This is a genomic window from Enterococcus sp. DIV1094, from assembly GCF_017316305.2.
In the GTDB taxonomy this organism is placed as follows: Bacteria; Bacillota; Bacilli; order Lactobacillales; family Enterococcaceae; genus Enterococcus_B; species Enterococcus_B mangumiae.
Window position 1 is genome coordinate 1,998,223 of record NZ_CP147250.1, and the last position, 18,329, is coordinate 2,016,551.

General features: G+C 39.6%; 14 protein-coding genes. 9 read left to right on the forward strand and 5 right to left on the reverse strand.

Annotated features, from left to right (window positions below):
• The 3 genes from DOK79_RS09535 to DOK79_RS09545 form a co-directional block, all read right to left on the reverse strand.
• A complete protein-coding gene (locus DOK79_RS09535) occupies window positions 1–1,716 on the reverse strand; it encodes an ABC transporter ATP-binding protein (protein ID WP_206853326.1) in 1,716 nt (571 codons plus the stop codon).
• Between the two features lie 297 nt (window positions 1,717–2,013).
• Window positions 2,014–2,655, reverse strand: coding sequence for a lytic polysaccharide monooxygenase auxiliary activity family 9 protein (locus DOK79_RS09540; protein WP_206853322.1), 642 nt, complete (start codon window positions 2,653–2,655; stop codon window positions 2,014–2,016).
• 258 nt (window positions 2,656–2,913) lie between these two features.
• On the reverse strand, window positions 2,914–3,837 hold the full coding sequence (locus DOK79_RS09545) for a helix-turn-helix domain-containing protein (protein ID WP_206853319.1): 924 nt from the start codon (window positions 3,835–3,837) through the stop codon (window positions 2,914–2,916).
• Between the two features lie 210 nt (window positions 3,838–4,047).
• On the opposite strand from DOK79_RS09545, the gene DOK79_RS09550 reads away from it, so the two are divergent.
• The 8 genes from DOK79_RS09550 to DOK79_RS09585 all read left to right on the forward strand — a co-directional run bounded on the left by DOK79_RS09550 (window position 4,048) and on the right by DOK79_RS09585 (window position 13,690).
• A complete protein-coding gene (locus DOK79_RS09550) occupies window positions 4,048–5,784 on the forward strand; it encodes a fibronectin type III domain-containing protein (protein ID WP_206853315.1) in 1,737 nt (578 codons plus the stop codon).
• Window positions 5,785–6,251: 467 nt separating this feature from the next.
• Window positions 6,252–7,265: an NAD(P)H-dependent glycerol-3-phosphate dehydrogenase gene (locus DOK79_RS09555; protein ID WP_206853311.1), complete on the forward strand. Its 1,014-nt coding sequence runs from the start codon at window positions 6,252–6,254 to the stop codon at window positions 7,263–7,265.
• Between the two features lie 30 nt (window positions 7,266–7,295).
• Entirely contained in the window at window positions 7,296–8,177 is an 882-nt protein-coding gene (gene galU, locus DOK79_RS09560) for a UTP--glucose-1-phosphate uridylyltransferase GalU (RefSeq protein WP_206853309.1), read from the forward strand.
• A gap of 61 nt (window positions 8,178–8,238) precedes the next feature.
• Window positions 8,239–8,613 (forward strand): hypothetical protein, encoded by a 375-nt coding sequence (locus DOK79_RS09565; RefSeq protein WP_206853308.1) that lies wholly within the window; start codon window positions 8,239–8,241, stop codon window positions 8,611–8,613.
• Window positions 8,614–9,114: 501 nt separating this feature from the next.
• Window positions 9,115–9,720, forward strand: coding sequence for an SIS domain-containing protein (locus DOK79_RS09570; RefSeq protein ID WP_206853306.1), 606 nt, complete (start codon window positions 9,115–9,117; stop codon window positions 9,718–9,720).
• A 521-nt stretch (window positions 9,721–10,241) separates the two neighbouring features.
• Window positions 10,242–11,981: a putative basic amino acid antiporter YfcC gene (gene yfcC / locus DOK79_RS09575; protein WP_206853305.1), complete on the forward strand. Its 1,740-nt coding sequence runs from the start codon at window positions 10,242–10,244 to the stop codon at window positions 11,979–11,981.
• A gap of 205 nt (window positions 11,982–12,186) precedes the next feature.
• The gene (gene iadA, locus DOK79_RS09580; RefSeq protein ID WP_206853303.1) at window positions 12,187–13,377 is read left to right on the forward strand and encodes a beta-aspartyl-peptidase; all 1,191 of its coding nucleotides are present in this window, start codon (window positions 12,187–12,189) and stop codon (window positions 13,375–13,377) included.
• Window positions 13,378–13,468: 91 nt separating this feature from the next.
• Window positions 13,469–13,690: a CsbD family protein gene (locus DOK79_RS09585; protein WP_206853301.1), complete on the forward strand. Its 222-nt coding sequence runs from the start codon at window positions 13,469–13,471 to the stop codon at window positions 13,688–13,690.
• A 62-nt stretch (window positions 13,691–13,752) separates the two neighbouring features.
• Here DOK79_RS09585 and DOK79_RS09590 read toward each other — a convergent pair whose 3' ends face one another.
• Window positions 13,753–14,418: an ABC transporter ATP-binding protein gene (locus DOK79_RS09590; protein ID WP_206853299.1), complete on the reverse strand. Its 666-nt coding sequence runs from the start codon at window positions 14,416–14,418 to the stop codon at window positions 13,753–13,755.
• 13 nt (window positions 14,419–14,431) lie between these two features.
• Window positions 14,432–15,931, reverse strand: a complete 1,500-nt coding sequence (locus tag DOK79_RS09595) for an ABC transporter permease (protein WP_206853297.1) — start codon at window positions 15,929–15,931, stop codon at window positions 14,432–14,434.
• Window positions 15,932–16,396: 465 nt separating this feature from the next.
• On the opposite strand from DOK79_RS09595, the gene DOK79_RS09600 reads away from it, so the two are divergent.
• The gene (locus DOK79_RS09600; protein ID WP_206853295.1) at window positions 16,397–18,076 is read left to right on the forward strand and encodes an RNase J family beta-CASP ribonuclease; all 1,680 of its coding nucleotides are present in this window, start codon (window positions 16,397–16,399) and stop codon (window positions 18,074–18,076) included.
• Window positions 18,077–18,329: the final 253 nt, after the last annotated feature.

Genomic DNA, 18,329 nt, shown 5'->3' on the forward strand with positions numbered 1-18,329 from the left:
TTATTCCTCCTCCTGAGATGCTACGATTTCACGATACTCAAACGAGTGATCCAGTAGTTCATCATGTGTTCCTTGTGCCACGATTTGACCTTGATCCATAACGAGGATACGCTCCGCTTGTTGGATCGAACGAATCCGTTGAGAAATAATGATGACCGTTGTATCAAGGGAAGACTGGAGCGCTTTTCGTAAGTTTAAATCTGTTTGGTAATCCAACGCACTTAATGAATCATCTAAAATCAAGAGGGCTGGTTTGGCAATCAACGCGCGGGCAATCGTCAAACGTTGTTTTTGTCCACCGGAAAAGTTTTTCCCATTTTCCATGACTCTTGTGTCCAATCCTTTTGGCAATTGGCGAACAAAATCCTCGGCTTGCGCAATCGCTAAAGCTTCCCAACATTCTGCGTCTGTCGCTTCTGGTTTGCCCCACTGAAGATTGTCACGAATCGTTCCAGTAAACAAGACGGCTGTTTGTGGGACTTGTGAGATTTGGCTCCGTAAAACATCTAATGGCCAGTCACGAACGTCTTGCTCATTAAAGATCACTGCGCCCGAACTAACATCATAAAAGCGTGGGATCAATTGCGTCAATGTCGTTTTCCCACTACCAGTTGGTCCGATGATCCCTAGAACTGTCTGGCGTTTCAGTTTGAAGTTGATTCCTTGCAGGGATAGACCTGATTCTGGTGTATAACGAAAATCTACGTCTTTAAATTGTAAGATATCTTCCGCATCCATCGTTGGTTCAAGCGAACTTTCAGGATCAGTGATGCTATTTTCAGTATCTAAAACTTCTTTGACCCGTTTGCCGGAAGCTTCTGCACGTGTGAAGATCACGACAAGATTTGAAACAACGATCAGGGCAAGTAACATTTGATTCATGTAGTTGATCAGTGCTAAGACTTGTCCTTGTTGTAAGGAACCGATATTTACTTTGATCCCACCGACAGTCAATAAACAGATGATGCCGACATTCATGATCAATGTCGTAGCTGGGGAAAGTAAAGCAGAGATATTAGACACACGTAAATAATTTTTTGCCAAGACATCAGTGTTTTCATCAAATGTTTTGATTTCTTTGTTTGTGCGAGAAAATGCACGGATCACACGAACACCACTTAAATTTTGGCTGACAGTCTCATTCAGACCGTCTAATTTTTCTTGGACTTTTTGATAGAGGGGAATCGTCTTACGGATAATAAAGTATAAAATGACTGAAAAAATAGGTAACAAAGCTAAGAAGAATAGTCCAACTTGCCAGTCGATCACAAAAGCCATTACCACAGACCCAATACTTAAAAAAGGGGCACGGATCAATAAACGAATCACCATTGCGAGTGCCAGTTGTAGTTGATTGATGTCATTTGTCATTCGCGTGATCAACGTATCGGTGCCAAAATGATTTAATTCACTGTGAGAAAATGTATTGATTTTTTTGATAAGTTGGTTCCTAAGTTCTGTCCCAAAACCTTGAGAGGCAATGGATGAGTAATATTGACAAATAATGGCACAAATCAGTCCGATCACTGACATGGCGATCATCCAAATACCCATGTTGATGATCACTTCACGATTGTTCATTTTCAACCCATTATCGATCAGCGAAGCCATCATCAAAGGTAAGATCAATTCAAAGACAGCTTCTAAGAATTTGAACACAGGACCTAGGATGATTTGTTTTCGATAGTCTTTCGCATAGCGCAATAACTGAATCATAAAATTTCCTCCTAAAAACGAGTTACCCAATCTTGTTCTAACGTCTGTCGGCATAAACCAAAGGATAGTCCAACCGATATATGATAAATAGATATTCTTAAAGCAATGAAATGAACTTGCAACGAGAAATCCAACGATAATATAACTAGGTACTCTCATATTGTAGCTTATGAAATTTAGAATGAAAAGAGAACAAGCCTTTTCATAAACAGCATATTTTAGTAAAACTTAAGAAATCACAAAAAAAGAGTACCTAGCCAAATATAGAGGTACTCTTTTTCGTTCAATCGTATTGTTTTATTTTTGTAAGTCAGATAATAAAGTTTCACCTTTGACATCGACATCGATGACGTTGTAGAAGCCATTCTTAGTGTCAGCAACATCCCAAACAGCTAAGATCACATGATAGCCTAAGCGATCGCTAGGAATGTTGATGGAATGAGTCGGGTTAGTAGAAGATAATTGACCATTATTTGAGACTTCACCAATGAATTCCAAATCATCTCTTGTCAACGCATCATTTTGATCCCAACCTGCTTTTGTCATGTAATAATGCCATTTCGTTGTCGCATGATTAGCAGTGAATGTCCAAGTAAAGTCATTTGCACCAGCTGTCATTTGTTGTTTTGTCCATAGAGATGCCGTTTGTTGATCTAATAGGAAATCGCCGACAGCGCCATTTGCAGAAGCAATTTGTCCATCTTCAGGACCAGCAGCTGGAAATCCTTTTGGTGCTTCAAGAGATTGGGGCTCATTGATGACAGCTCCGTATTTTTTGAATGCTGCATTATAGTTGCTGTTTTTGTCAATGCTCCCTTGATAACCGCGACTTGCTGGTTGCGAAACGTAACCATGAGCAGCGACATCGATCGAAGTGAACGTGCTTGCTCCAATACTTTCTAAAATCAATCCTAAACCTATTAATGTACATTTTTTCATGATGTTTCCTCCAATGATTTTTTCTTTATGTAACGTACAATTGTTATCATAACTGATATGTTTTTAGTGTTAAAAAATTGTACGTTATTGCAACAAAAAAGATTGGTCGCTGGCGAACTGCTCCAGCTATAAGTAGTCATCGTGTGAAATTCCGTCATTCAAGTGGAACCTACAGAATGACGAGATAACTAAAAAGCACTTAGTCATTATCGAGAAAATAAAGGCTAAGTGCTTTGGTTTGTCGTTTTATTGGATCGATTACGTTGATGGGACACGTTTGCTTTTTACGATGACTTTTCGGTCTGTTCGACTTTCCGTATAGATTGACTCATTATACTGTTCAGCTAGTTTGTCTTTTAAGCTGATCAAATATTCTGTCGTAGAGGTCAAGCCTAACCAGTCAAAGAAATGAATTCCTTCTTCAACTTCTTTACAAGCACTTCTTTGACCATCTGCCAAACGATCGAGCGCAGTAAAGACTTTGTAGTGTGCTAAATCTAAAGATTGTTTGTGTGTATTCGCGAGCATTTTTAGTTTTTCTAGAAATAATTTGCGAAGTCTCGAGGACTCTCGATTGAAAGATAGACGAATCCCGTTCAAGATAAATATAGAAAGATGTTCCGAATAGTAGGTACTATCTATGTAGGCTTTCATTTTAATGACACTCTTTTGAAATGAATGGATAATGTAGTCATCGTCAAAAATAAATAAACAATTTGAAAAAATTGCTAACTCAAAATGTCCCCACGTGTCAATTTTTTCAAGATATGTCTTAATGATAGCTATTTCTTCTTTCATTGCCGAGGTAAATATGGTGCTGTAAAGATAATTTGAAATCAATTTTCTTTGGGCATAGATCAAGCGATAATAAATATTACCAGTTTTTTCAAATTCATTCAATAATTCTTGTTCTTGTGCAGGTGTGATCTTTTTCGAGTTGATCAGATAATTCGTCAATTTTTGTTTATTCGAAAGTGAATTGCTATTCAACAAAAATTGATATTCTTCAAGTGTGACGTTCATACGATCAAGATAGTTGACTAATAGTTCAAAACCGATTTTTGTTCCACGGGATTCAAAGGCTGCTAAAGTTCCTCTTTGCGAGATGCCTTCAGTCAACTGTTCTTGTGTTAGTCCACGATCTTTTCTTAGTTTGCGAATTAGAGCAGCATGTTCTGTCAATGCTCAATACCTCCAGAAGCTGTTTTTTTATATGACTATAATAGCATAATGTAGTTATGTGAATGTTATGTTTTCATATATGCGCCCTTTTGTTAAATAAGTGCGATTTTTAAGAGAGAATCTTTTTTTGTTGCAATACCCTACAAAAATAAAATGTCAGAAAAAAACATGTTTTAATTTGTTCTGTAATACAAAATTAGGAGGGAAAAAATGAACAAGAAAACGTTGTTATTCTCAGTTGGTCTATTAGGTTGTTTGATTGGAGGCGGCTCGGATGTATTTGCAGCAGATGCAGCAGATGTGATGCCAGATATCTCAAATCGTCAAGTATCAGTAGGGTATTATCATAACTGGATGCCTGAGCAAGGAGCTGGTTACCAAGGAGGACGTCCAGCGGATACTGATTTGGCGAAAGTTAATCCGTTTTATAATGTGATTGCTGTATCCTTCATGAAGGGGGATGGTATTCCAACGTTCAAACCGTACAATATGTCTGATACTGAATTTAGACAAAAAGTAGCGACATTGAATGCGGAAAATCGTGTAGTGCTTATTTCACTTGGGGGCGCAGATTCCCATATTGAATTACATAAAGGGGAAGAACAAGCTTTTGCAGATGAAATCATTCGTCTTGTAGAAGTCTATGGATTTGATGGCTTGGATATCGATCTAGAACAAACGGCAGTAGATGCAGGCGACAATAAAACAGTGATTCCAGCTGCTCTGAAAATCGTACGTGCGCATTTTGAGAAAGAACAAAAACATTTCATTATCTCAATGGCACCAGAATTTCCCTATTTAAGAACACAAGGAAAATATGTTCCTTATATCACTGCGTTGGAAGAAGAGTATGACTTTATCGCACCTCAGTTGTACAATCAAGCAGGAGACGGTATCAGTGTTGGAACTGAATGGATCGCTCAAAACAACGACAGCAAAAAATTTGAATTCTTATATGGAATCTCAAAAGCTTTTAATGAAGGAAGTGGAGGATTTATTCAAATCCCAGCGAACCGCTTAGCTTTAGGTATTCCAGCAAACGTTGATGCAGCAGCAAATGGCTTTGTAAAAGAACCATCGAAAGTTTATGATGTATTTGAACAAATGGAAAAAGATCAAACACCGCTGAAAGGGTTGATGACTTGGAGTATCAACTGGGATGAAGGAAGAAATTCAGCAGGTGTGATGTATAATGAGTCATTTGCGAATGCGTATAAAGATCTATTCCAAGAAAAAACGCCAGATACAGAAAAACCATCACAACCAACTAACTTAGCAGGAACAGCGACACATTCAACGGTTGCGTTATCATGGACAAGATCTACTGATGATCGTGGCGTAGCTGGTTATTATATTTACCGTGATGGCAAACAAGTAGGACGTTCAACGACGAACGCATTTACTGATACAGAGTTGGAAGCAACAACAGAATATTCATATACGGTGAAAGCTTTTGACGCAGCAGGTAATGTTTCCGAAGTAAGCAAAGCATTAGTGATCGAAACTCTAGAAGTACCTCCAGCAGATGTACTTGCGCCATCTACACCATTAGATGTGACCGCTTCGACAATCACTGATAAGAGTGTCTTATTGACATGGACTGCTTCAAGCGATAACGTTGGCGTAGCCGGATACGTTATCTATCGTGACGGTAAAGAAGTAGGGGAAACAGTTACAAATGCATTTACAGATACTGGCTTAACTGCAAGCACCGAATATTCATACACAGTAAAAGCCTTTGACGCAGCAGGAAATGTCTCAGAAGCAAGTGAAGCATTGGTTATCACAACAGCAGAAGCACCAGCAATCGCTGCATGGGATGCGACGAAGGTCTATGTTCTAGGTGATGTTGTCACTCACAACGGAAATACTTACCGTGCAAAATGGTGGACACAAGGAAATGAACCAGGAACAGAGCAATGGGGACCTTGGGAATTGATTGGCTGATTTATATAATCGTTCAGTACAATGATCATAATAAAATTAAAAAAGCGAGAATCGAGCAACTGTTCGATTCTCGCTTTTTTGTATCAATGGATGGATAAGAACAGTTATCCGTTCGATTGTTTTCTCCGCAAAAAAATAAAAGTCGACGTTGACTAGCAACTGCCGACTTTCATTTTTACTGAAAATTTGGTTATGTAAATATTTTTACATTGGTGGGATAACTTGCCACATAATACTAACCTCCTTTATTGGTTAACTTATGAACATAGTATATCGCCTAAATCGGTTAAAGGAACATAATGTACGTTATTGCAACATTATTTTTTTTTATGTTAGGATAAGATTTAAAAACTGCTCAATAATCTAGGCACTTTTTAAAACAAAAGCGAAAAACAATGAAAATAAGTCCAGTATTTTGCCAATCTATACTATAATAGAAATTAACTATGAATTTTGGAGGAATTTCCATGAAACAAAAGATTGCAGTATTAGGCCCAGGTTCTTGGGGAACTGCTTTAGCTCAAACCTTAGCAGAAAATGGGCATGATGTCCGTATCTGGGGGAATGTTCCAGAACAAATCACAGAAATCAATACGTATCATACGAATAAACGCTATTTACCTGAATTACATTTACCAGAATCGATCATTGGCTATACAGAATTGGCTGAAGCGGTCGAAGGGGTAGATGCGGTATTGTTTGTCGTGCCGACAAAAGCGATACGTAGCGTCGCACAAGAGTTAGTGCAACATTTAACGACAAAACCTGTCATCATCCATGCAAGTAAAGGATTGGAGCAAGACACACACAAACGGATCTCCGAAGTGATCGCTGAAGAGATCCCAGAAGAAAAACGCCAACCAATCGTTGTGTTGTCAGGCCCAAGTCATGCTGAGGAAGTGGCCGTCCACGATATCACGACGATCACTGCTGCAAGTATCGATCAAAAATCAGCCACTTATGTGCAAGAGTTGTTTATGAACGACTATTTTCGAATTTATACAAATAATGATGTGATCGGGGTCGAAACAGGAGCTGCATTGAAAAATATTATTGCAATCGGTGCTGGTGCGATCCACGGTCTTGGTTTTGGCGACAATGCGAAAGCGGCAATCATGACGAGAGGATTAGCTGAAATCAGTCGTTTAGGCGTAGCAATGGGTGCTAATCCGCTAACGTTTATTGGATTAAGTGGCGTTGGTGACTTGATCGTTACGTGTACAAGTGTTCACTCACGAAATTGGCGTGCCGGACATATGTTGGGTGAAGGACAAAAGCTGGATCAAATCTTAGAAAGTATGGGAATGATCGTGGAAGGCGTAGCGACAACCAAAGCGGCGGTTGAATTAGCAGAACAGCTAGGCGTAGAAATGCCGATCACTCAAACGATCTATCAGGTCCTTTATCAAGGCGAGGACATCAAACAAGCAGCAAAGGAAATCATGTTGCGTGATGGTAAGATGGAAAACGAATTTCAGTAAATCAACAGAATGGAGTATGGAAATACGCATATGGAGAAAAAAACTGTAAAAAAAGCAGTCATTCCTGCGGCAGGTTTAGGAACGCGTTTTTTACCTGCAACAAAGGCAATGGCAAAAGAAATGTTGCCGATCGTTGATAAACCAACGATCCAATTTATCGTAGAAGAAGCTTTAGCATCTGGCATCGAAGATATTTTGATCGTGACTGGAAAAGAGAAGCGCCCGATCGAAGACCACTTTGATTCAAATATCGAATTAGAATTGAATTTACAAGAATCGAATAAAACAGATTTGCTAAAACTAGTCGAAGAAACAACAAAAGTCAATCTTCATTTTATCCGTCAATCTCATCCACTAGGGCTTGGTCATGCGGTATTACAAGCAAAGACATTTGTTGGTGATGAACCATTTATCGTCATGCTCGGTGATGATTTGATGGAAGATGAGGTCCCACTGACAAAACAATTGATTTTAGATTATGAAAAGACAAGTGGATCGACTGTGGCGGTCATGAAGGTTCCTCATGAAGAGACATCGAAATATGGGATCATCGATCCACAAGTCAAAGAGTCAGAGGGTTTGTATGAAGTAAAGCGATTCGTCGAAAAACCAACGCCTGAAAAAGCACCGAGTGATTTAGCGATCATCGGACGCTACTTGTTGACACCAGAAATTTTTGAACTTTTAGAGACACAAAAACCTGGAGCTGGCAATGAGGTCCAATTAACGGATGCCATCGATGAGTTGAATAAAAAACAGCCCGTATATGCGAGAGAATTCAAAGGCTCTAGATACGATGTTGGTGATAAATTTGGTTATCTAAAAACAAGTATCGAATACGGCTTAGGTCATCCTGAAATCAGCGAACAGCTCAAACAATACCTCATTGATTTAAGTCGTTCTCTTGACTAAAATAGTACAAATAGATAAATAAAATCATGAGAAAGAATAGTAAATGGGGTGTATTGCATACATGGGGATTCTAATCAATAGTGCACAAACGTTTCTTGATGGATTGAAATGGTTGATGGAAGGAAATAATTGGCTGTTTTTACTGCCAGTATTATTTATTAGTTTATTTACGATGTTATATATGGTCAGAATAAAAGAAACCTTTTTGATTTTTATATGGTACTTGGCAACAGTGGCAATCAGCAGTTTGATCATCGTTCTTTTGTGGGGCGACCAACAGGCATTTATTTTTGCAGCAGCATTTCTCGTGCTGTACCTCTTTGCCTATATCCCTTACCTGCTCAAAAGATTCCATGTTGTCAAAAAAGGTCGGCATGCTGCCTCTTCAAGCCGATCGAAAGATGTTTCGGAAAGACAAACAAGATCTGGCCGCTGATATTTTGATGCTTGCACTTGTTCAGCAGTTTCCTTACAATAGATGCAGATAGAAATAACTAAAAAAGGCTCCTTGATCCTTAGCGGCAACTAACGATCAAGGAATGACCAGTCACACGTATACACCCTGACCGATCATTTTGCCATAGTCGATGCAACGCATCAACCGCATTTATTGTACCTGATTTAAGGAGTATTTTCTACCTTATCAGGAGAAATAGCGGAAGAAGCGGGACAGTTTATTTGCTATGTCAAAAAAGATGTACGTTCAAGCAAGTTGCTTGTTTAGGAAAGTTTCAAAAACTTCCAACAATACATCGTTCCTATCTATTACATGAAAACCGGAGAAATAATGATGCTGCTACATCAGATTTTTTCGTGATTGTAATGAATAAGTGGTTAAGGTAAAGATGAGACTGAGTGCTTACTCCGTTTCATCTTTTTGTATTTTTCTTTTGACAGTTGTCTCTATGCTGAAATAGCAGAAGAAGAGGAGAAAAAGATGAGCCTACCCTATTTTGATTATTGCCAACAGCTTGAACAAAAATTAAGAATAGAAGAACCTTTGATGGAACAAGCAGGACGATGGATCGCTACACAAATTCGCCTAGGCGGATGCTTACATATTTTTGCTAGTCGCACTTTACAAGGGGTCGCTTATGAGTTTTGGCAACAATGTCCGAAAATATTACCTAGTCAGTTGATCGAGCACCCCGCCGCAGGGATTTATGAGACGTTGGAAGGAACTGGTCATGCAATCATTGAGCAGATCAATACGCACCCAGAGGATATTTTTCTGCTTCTATCAAATGAAGGAAGAAACCCTGCGATCATTGAATTAGCAGAATGGATCAAAGCACAAGGGCACCTGTTGATCGTGATCACCGGATTTGATCTATCCCGAAGTATCAAGTCAAGACATAGTAGCGGATTACGGCTATATGAATACGCGGATCTGGTACTAGATAATTATGCAACGCTAGGCGATGCAGTCCTTACGCTTCCTAAATTTGAACTAGCAATATGCGGCACTGCGTCGTTAGCGACCCAAGTGTTGTTGCAGCAGATCGTCTATTTTGCAGTGCTTCATTTATTTGAGAGTCACTAATAGATAAAATAAAAATAGTCCGAAAAAGAGACAAGAAAGAATTAAGATAATTCTTTCTTGTCTCTTTATACACGTTGATGAAAGAGTCTTCCCCAAAACTCTTTACACTCCAATTATAGTACATTTGTTATGAATATTGCAATGAAGATACCTAATGAAAATGAAAAGAAAGGAGAAATGATGACAGAAATTGAACTAAAACGAGGATTCGATTGTAAAATTATTGGAATAAAAATGTATAAATATTCGCAAAATGCTAAATTATCTTTTTTTATTCGTCAGTAGAAATGAAAATATACAGACGAGAACGCACAAATTGTAAAAATAGAAAAAGAATTTTAATCATTTTTTATAGGAAGAATGACTGATACAAAAGCATTTATGAAAAAAAGCTTGTTTTAGTCAATGAAAATCAATAAAATTTTTTAATTGTTTATTCATGTGGTATAGAACATTTTACTGTATAATCGATTTGCTTATTCATTATCAATAAAAATGTAACAAGAAAGGAAGAACTAGTTTTGAAGGAAAAAAATTCTTCGCTGAAGAAAAAACGGGACTTTACCAAAATGACAACTCCGCATACGTATGTCATTATTTTTGGTGTAGTTGTACTTGCCTGGATATTGACGTTTATCGTACCAGCTGGGAGATTCAGTACGCAAGATATTGAATACAAAGATGCAAATGGAGAAACGAGTACAAGAACGGTATTACGGCAAGATTCATTCCGTTATGCCTATGAATTAGATAAGGCATTTGTGTTTGATCAACTGGAAGAATTGCAAAATAATCCAAGTGAAAGAGAAAAACTAGCTGTTCCTGAAGAGGGATTAGAAGATGTCCTTGCAGCTGGTGAAAAAAATTTGAGCCAAGAGAAGTTAGATGAAATCTCGTTGACAGATGATGTGTTATATGATGAATACGGGGAAGATATCTATGATACATCAAAGAAACTCCATAAAACAGCGAAGCTATGGGGAACAGATAACTTTGGTGGATTTGGCTTTTTGAACTTTGTTTTTGAAGGGCTTGTATCAGGAGATAAATATGGATCAGCAGTAGGAATCGCTGCACTTATTTTAGTCGTTGGTGGTGCTTTTGGGATCATCATGCGTACGGGTGCAATCGATGCAGGTATTTATGCTTTTATCAATAAGACGCGTGGCCTAGAACGTTTAGCTTTACCGCTATTATTCTTTGCATTTTCATTTGGGGGCGCAACATTCGGTATGGCTGAAGAAGTCATACCATTTTCAATGGTGATGGTGCCGTTTGTGATCGCTTTAGGTTACGATTCGATTGTTGCCGTCACGGTCACCTACGTTGCTTCGCAAGTAGGGAATGCCACGTCATGGATGAGCCCATTCAGTGTGGCAGTTGCCCAAGGGATCGCAGGTATTCCAGTCTTATCGGGTGCAACGTTCCGATTGATCATGTGGGTCGTCGTGACTGCACTTTCAGCTGGTTATTTGATGATCTATGGTGAAAAAGTTCGGAAAAAACCAGAAAGTTCATTGACGTATAAATCAGATGAATACTTCCGTAACCACTTGAAGAAAACGTCTGATGAGCAAAAACCATTTACACTAGGACACAAATTGATTTTAGTAGAAATGCTGATCGTCTTAGTTTGGATCGTTTGGGGAGTCACTCAAAAAGGCTACTATATCCCAGAGATCGCCTCGCAATTTTTCGTTATGGGGTTAGTCGCAGGGATCATTGCTGTGCTATTCAAACTTGATGGTATGACAGTCAATGATATTGCATCATCTTTCCAATCAGGTGCCGCAGATTTAGCTGGAACGGCGATCGTTGTTGGGATGGCAAAAGGTATCTTACTTGTATTAGGTGGATCAGATGCCTCTGTGCCTTCTGCGCTTAATACGATTTTACACAGTATTGGAACAGCATTGACTGGCGTACCAGCAGTGATCGGTGCATGGGCGATGTATGTTTTCCAAAGTTTGTTCAACCTCGTCGTAACATCAAATTCTGGTCAAGCAGCATTGACAATGCCGATTATGGCTCCGTTAGCTGATTTAGTTGGTGTTTCACGTCAAGTTGCAGTCTTGGCTTATCAATTAGGTTCCGGCTTCATGGACGCCTTCACGCCAGTTTCTGCTAGCTTGATCGGCGTATTAGGTGTTGCACGGATCGAATGGGCAAAATGGGCAAGATTCCAAATCAAAATGCAAGGTTTCTTCTTTGTTTTAGGAACGATCTTCATTATGATAGCCATTGCAATCGGACTTCAATAAAGAAAAAAACTGTTTTTATCAAATAGAGAAGCTGTGCCAACTGAGCGCAGCTCCGAGAGAATAAGCGAGAAAAGCCGAAAGTATTTTCATATTTTGGATTTTCTCGCTTATTTCCTAAGGAGCTGACGGCTGTTCGATGGTTTGTTGTTCAGTCATTTGAAAAATGGTGGCAGTATCAGTGATTTATATAAAGGAGAGGACACGTATGAAACTTATTCGACAAATCGATGTCTATGCACCAGAATATCTTGGTAAGAAAGATGTGTTAGTGGCAGGGAATAAAATCGTTGCCTTAGAAGAACGATTATCCGGTGGTTACGAGGAATTGAACGTGGAAGAAATTTCAGGGGATGGAAAAATTTTGACCCCAGGATTTATTGATGCGCATTTCCATATTTTAGGAGGCGGAGGCGAGGGTGGCTATCATAACCGTACGCCTGAAGTAACCCTTAGCCAATTAACCACAGCTGGTGTCACAACGGTCGTAGGGTGTATCGGGACAGATGGTGAAGGGCGAGATATGACTGCTTTGATCAGTAAAGCAAGAGGGTTAGAGGCAGAAGGGGTGTCTACCTATGTTTATGTTGGTTCCTATCGCTTACCAGTTAAGACTGTTACAGACTCATTGATCAAGGACTTTTTGACAATTGATAAAATCATCGGAATCGGAGAAATCGCTGTTTCTGATCATCGTTCTTCTCAACCGACCTTTGAAGAGTTTGCTCACGCAGTAGCAGATGCGCGTGTTGGCGGCATGTTATCAGGTAAAGCTGGAATCGTGAATGTCCATCTAGGTGGAGGAAAAAGAAAACTCGACTTACTGGATCGAATCGTTGAAGAAACTGAGATTCCGATCACTCAGTTTTACCCAACTCATGCGAATCGGACGACTGAATTATTAGAGGCATGTATCGAATTTGCGAAAAAAGGAGGAACCATCGATTTCACAGCAAGTGAAGATCCTGATTTTTGGGAGAAGACCGATGGCGAAGTCCGTTTTAGTAAAGCATTGAAACAATTACTGGAAGCGCAAGTCTCCCTCGATAATTTCACCTTGACCTCTGATGGACAAGGCAGTTTGCCGTATTTCGATGAAGAGAATCGGTTTATTGGAATGGGCGTTGGTAGCGCGAAGTCCTTGCTTGTTGGTATAAAAGAAGCCGTTCAAAAAGAAAATATTCCACTAGACATCGCTTTACGAGCAGTTACTTGTAATCCTGCAAGAATCCTAAAATTAGAGCAAAAAGGTAGAATCGCTGTTGGCAAGGATGCGGATCTTTGTATTCTTGATAAAGAAACGCTAGAGATCGATACTGTGATTGCCAATGGGAAACTAATGGTTCAAGAGAAACAAGTGAAAGTTTGGGGAACGTTTGAACAAATCATTAACAACTAAATAACGCTTTAAGCATTCTGTTTGTTTGTTTTTATAATTGGTGTTACTCTAAAAACAGTTAGATAAGACAAATTTTAGAGGAGGAATTATTATGGCAGATTTAGAAGGACGCTCTAAAGATTTGAAAGACAAAGTTGCAGGCGAAGGCAAAGAAGCCTATGGTAAAGCAACAGGCGACAAAAGCAAAGAAACAGAAGGTAAAGCCCAATCTGTAGGTGCAGATATCAAGAGCAAAGCTCGTAATATCGGCGATGAGATCAAAGAAGGTTTTGAAGATGTAAAAGAAAAATTTTCAAAAAAAGACCATAAGTAATCTTTTTAGCTGAGAATTTTCGTAAAAAAAGCGTCCACCTCAATGGTAGGACGCTTTTTTTGCTATTCAAAATGAATAGGTGTGAACATTTTATTTTTTAATTCGATGACGTCATCACATTTTTTAGCTACTTCCAATTCGTGTGTCACAATGATGATACAGCGATCTTGTTCATGCGCAATTTCCTGGAAGAGTTGAACGATTTCTTGTGAAGTCGTTTCATCGAGGTTTCCTGTTGGTTCGTCCGCGATGATCAATTGGTGTTCGCAACAAATCGCTCGCACGATTGCTACACGTTGTTGTTGTCCACCAGACAATTTCGTCACTTGCTGGTTGGCGAGTGTTTCATTTATCCCAACGCGTGCGAGTCGGTCAAGTGCCACTTGTCGGTAGTCTTTCTTTGGCGTATTTGAAATTTCCATGGCAGCGATGACGTTATCGACAGCCGAAAGGTAAGGCAACAAGTTGTACGCCTGAAAAATGATCGATACATCATTTTTACGATAATTACGCAACCCTATTTTAGCTAACGAACGGTCTTCATAATAAACAGTGCCTTCTTTCGGTGTATCAAGTCCTGAGATCAAGGAAAGAAAGGTCGTTTTGCCTGAGCCGCTTGCGCCTAATATGGCATACATCTTGCCTTTCTCAAATGATAAATCAACATTTCTGTAAAGCGCCTCTGCTGGATTTTGATACCAGAAGCTCAAGTTTTCTGTACGTAACATCCAATATCCTCCTTTAGTTCAATAAGATTTTTCGTGGGTTTAGTCGCAATATGCCGATGGAGGCTAGGAAAACAGAGAGTAAGCTGATCCCAAATGCGACACCTGCTAATAAACCAAGTTGAGTGGGTTGGACCGCGATTTCGAGGTCACTTACTTGTTCTGAGACAGTAAACGGATTACTCGTACCACCCGGTTGTCCGCCAGGTCCGCGATTGCCGCCACCAGGCATTTGGTTTCCTTGTTGACCACTCGGTGAGTTGGTGGTTGTTTCGGTTTGTTGATCAAGGAGTTGTTGACCGAGAGTATTTGCAACGACATTTCCGGTAAATGAAGCCACACCTAATGCAACGATCATACATATGGCCACTTCTGTGAACAATTGAAGGATGATTTTACTTCGGGATTCACCTAATGAGAGTAATACCCCTAATTCATGGCGACGTTCACGAATCGTGATCATAATGATCAATGTCAAAATGATGATTCCGGCAACTGCAACGAGTAAGACGACATTTTGTGAGAAGCTTGCGACATTATTAAGTGGTTCAAGCATTGCTTGGAACATCGTATCATTTGATTGCAGACTGAATGTTGACGTATCGATCAGTTTTTCAGCTTCGGTGATGAAAGCTTCCATTTTATTCGGATCAGCAAGTGTATAGACCGCAGAATCGATCGTTTCCTCATCTGTTGAGCCATTCAATGTGTTAGCAAACGTATAATAAGTATATAGAGTATTTGCTGGATTCATGAAATTGAAGTTCATGCCCATACTACTGCTTGTTTCACTTGACTCATAGATTCCTTTGATCGTCATTTCATAAGTGGTGTCTTCGTCTTCTGTGCTAGTAACAACAAAAGTATCACCAACGGCCAAGTCATTAGCACTAGCGAGAGTGGAATCGATCACTACATTATTGGTATCTTTATCGCTTTCGGTGATGCCTTCACCTTCGATGATTTTTGCTGTGCCATCTGTAAATCCGCTAGTCTGTGCTGTGTCAGATACACCGCTGACTTGAAAATCTGCTTGAGTCATTTGTGGTTTGCCATTCATTCCACCACCCATATTTTCATCGTTTGGCATCGTGTCAGCTTCTGTTTCCTCTGACGTTTCAGTGCTATCAGAACTTGAAATGGCGGTAATGCCGCTACTTGCTAAAGCTGTCGCAGAACTTTCAAAGGAATAGCTTGCCACATTATCTAGAGCGGCGATCTTTTCGGCATCACTGACTGAAACAGGCGTGAGTGAAAAACTTCCAGGATCAGGTCTACCACCTGACTCAGAATCTGTGGTATCTTCTTGTTTTTGGAAAGCTGCTTCACGATTTGCACTTAAAGTGACGGTTGCCCCCACATCTTTTTGTGCTTGTTCTGCTGCTTGTTGTGCGGCACTACGTATGGTTAATCCCGCAAGGACAAAGACGAGGATTGCTGTAAATACTGCAAATAATAGCAAGGATCGTCCCCATTTTACCTTGGTACTTTTTAATGCTCGTTTGAAAAAATTCATTGGTTCGATCTCCTTTCGAATGAGTACAAGGAACAGAATAAAGGGAGTAGCTTAAGCCTACCTTAAAGAAAGACAACGACCAGAGACAGCAGAAAGCCAAAAAACAAGTCAAATGAAGCAGGAAATGAAAAACATTCTATAGTTATTGCGTAATTTATGTTAAAATAGACAAAGTATCTTCCAAAATGAAGGAAGAAAATGGTCTGGGAAAAACATAGAGACAGAAACAATCGTACATGCTAGCGATTTGTTTGATTTGTTGTATAATAATGTGGAGCAGTTGATCGAGCAACTGGGGCAGTCCCGATTTTTTGTGTCAAAAAAGATCCTAAAAGCCTGTAAAAAAGCCGGAGTGTTGATTTTGATGAGAGCATCCGAAAATCAGGCACTCAGAAAATGGATCGTTTAAATAAAATAGAGAATCGACATCGTTAAACGAAGATGTCATAAGAAGAGGTGAAATTTGTGAGTACCATTAAGATTATCCCTTTAGGCGGTGTACGCGAAAACGGAAAAAACTTGTACATTGCAGAAGTAGGGGAAGCTATTTTTATTTTAGACTGTGGTCTAAAATATCCTGAAAACGAATTATTAGGGATCGACGTCGTGATTCCTGATTTTACGTATTTAGAAGAAAATGTTGATCGTGTGGCAGGTGTCTTTCTTACCCACGGTCACGCAGATGCGATTGGGGCGTTGCCTTATTTATTGTCAAAAATTTCTGTACCTGTGTTCGGAACAGAATTGACGATCGAATTGGCAAAACTAAATGTCAATCGCAATGATGCTGCAAAAGGATTCAAAGATTTCCATGTGGTAGATGAGCATACAGAGATCGATTTCGGAGAAACGATCGTTAGTTTCTTCCGTACCACCCATACGATTCCTGATTCAATCGGGATCAATTTGAAAACCCAAGAAGGAAACATCGTTTACACAGGGGATTTCAAATTTGACCAAATGGCGATTCCGATGTATCAAACAGATTATGCCCGTTTAGCAGAAATCGGTAAAGAAGGTGTCTTAGCCTTACTTAGTGAATCAGCTAACGCTGAAAACGCGACACCAGTCGCTTCTGAGTTCCAAATCGCAGATGAAGTATTTGATACGATCAAATACTGGGAAGGCCGGATTATCGTTGCCTGTGTTGCAAGCAATCTTCAACGTGTCCAACAAATCTTAGACGCTGCTGCTAAAGCAGGACGTAAAGTCGTGTTGACTGGGCAAGATTTTGAACGGATCATCCGTACAGCTATGCGCTTAGAAAAACTTCAATTACCAAGTGAAGATCTGCTCGTTACATTAAAAGATATGAAAAACTATGAGCCTGAAGAACTGATCATTTTAGAAACAGGCCGTATGGGCGAACCAATCAAGTCATTGCAAAAAATGGCGAATGGTGCACACCGTCACATCAAAATCAAAGAAGGCGACCTTGTTTATATCACAACGACACCAAGTATTGCGATGGAAACAATGGTGGCAAAAACAGAAGATATCATTTATCGAGCAGGTGGAACGGTCAAACAGATCTCTGATAATCTGCGCGTTTCCGGTCATGCGAACCCTAATGATCTACAATTGATGTTGAACTTCATGAAACCGAAGTATTTTATCCCAGTTCAAGGAGAATATCGTGAATTAGCTGCGCACGCCGACTTAGCACATGCGGTTGGTATTCCATACAAAAATATCTATATCACAGGACGTGGAGATATTTTGGAATATAAAAACAATCGAATGAGCGTGGCAGGTACGACAAGTGCTGAAAATGTCATGATCGACGGACTAGGTGTCGGGGACATCGGCAACATCGTTTTACGAGACCGTAAAATCTTATCGGAAGACGGCATTTTTGTTGCAGTAGTGACGATCAGTCGTCGTGAAAAGAAAATCGTCTCAAAACCACAGATCACTTCACGAGGCTTTGTCTATGTCAAAGCAAGTCGCGACTTGATCAATGAAAGTAGCAACATGATCGAGAGCATCGTAGGAAAACACTTAGAAAGCGATGATTTTGAGTGGAGCAAGTTAAAGCAAGAAATACGTGACCAATTAGGCCGCTATTTGTTTGAACAAACAAAACGTCGTCCAGTGATCTTACCAGTCATCATGGAAGCCACACAACGTCGCGGCAAAAGATAACTATTGAAATAAAGCTGTATCAAGGATGTTCAGGTGTTGAACATGTTTGGTACAGCTTTTTGTTTCAAATGAATGGAGTTGTTGGATTCATATTATGACGTCAAAACGGCTTTTTATGATAAAAAAGGCCAAAGGGATTATTTCGTGGTAAATTGTTGAATAACGAATATAATTTATTGTCAAACAGGTACGATTGATTAAATGTCCTAAGTATATTTTTATGAATAAAGTAAGTGTAAATCGTTCAACAACT

What these genes read in the sequence shown, in the direction of transcription:
- DOK79_RS09535 (WP_206853326.1), bottom strand. Translation starts at nt 1,716, where the DNA reads ATGATTCAGTTATTGCGCTATGCGAAAGACTATCGAAAACAAATCATC.
- DOK79_RS09540 (WP_206853322.1), bottom strand. Translation starts at nt 2,655, where the DNA reads ATGAAAAAATGTACATTAATAGGTTTAGGATTGATTTTAGAAAGTATT.
- DOK79_RS09550 (WP_206853315.1), top strand. Translation starts at nt 4,048, where the DNA reads ATGAACAAGAAAACGTTGTTATTCTCAGTTGGTCTATTAGGTTGTTTG.
- DOK79_RS09555 (WP_206853311.1), top strand. Translation starts at nt 6,252, where the DNA reads ATGAAACAAAAGATTGCAGTATTAGGCCCAGGTTCTTGGGGAACTGCT.
- galU (WP_206853309.1), top strand. Translation starts at nt 7,296, where the DNA reads ATGGAGAAAAAAACTGTAAAAAAAGCAGTCATTCCTGCGGCAGGTTTA.
- DOK79_RS09565 (WP_206853308.1), top strand. Translation starts at nt 8,239, where the DNA reads ATGGGGATTCTAATCAATAGTGCACAAACGTTTCTTGATGGATTGAAA.
- DOK79_RS09570 (WP_206853306.1), top strand. Translation starts at nt 9,115, where the DNA reads ATGAGCCTACCCTATTTTGATTATTGCCAACAGCTTGAACAAAAATTA.
- iadA (WP_206853303.1), top strand. Translation starts at nt 12,187, where the DNA reads ATGAAACTTATTCGACAAATCGATGTCTATGCACCAGAATATCTTGGT.
- DOK79_RS09585 (WP_206853301.1), top strand. Translation starts at nt 13,469, where the DNA reads ATGGCAGATTTAGAAGGACGCTCTAAAGATTTGAAAGACAAAGTTGCA.
- DOK79_RS09590 (WP_206853299.1), bottom strand. Translation starts at nt 14,418, where the DNA reads ATGTTACGTACAGAAAACTTGAGCTTCTGGTATCAAAATCCAGCAGAG.
- DOK79_RS09595 (WP_206853297.1), bottom strand. Translation starts at nt 15,931, where the DNA reads ATGAATTTTTTCAAACGAGCATTAAAAAGTACCAAGGTAAAATGGGGA.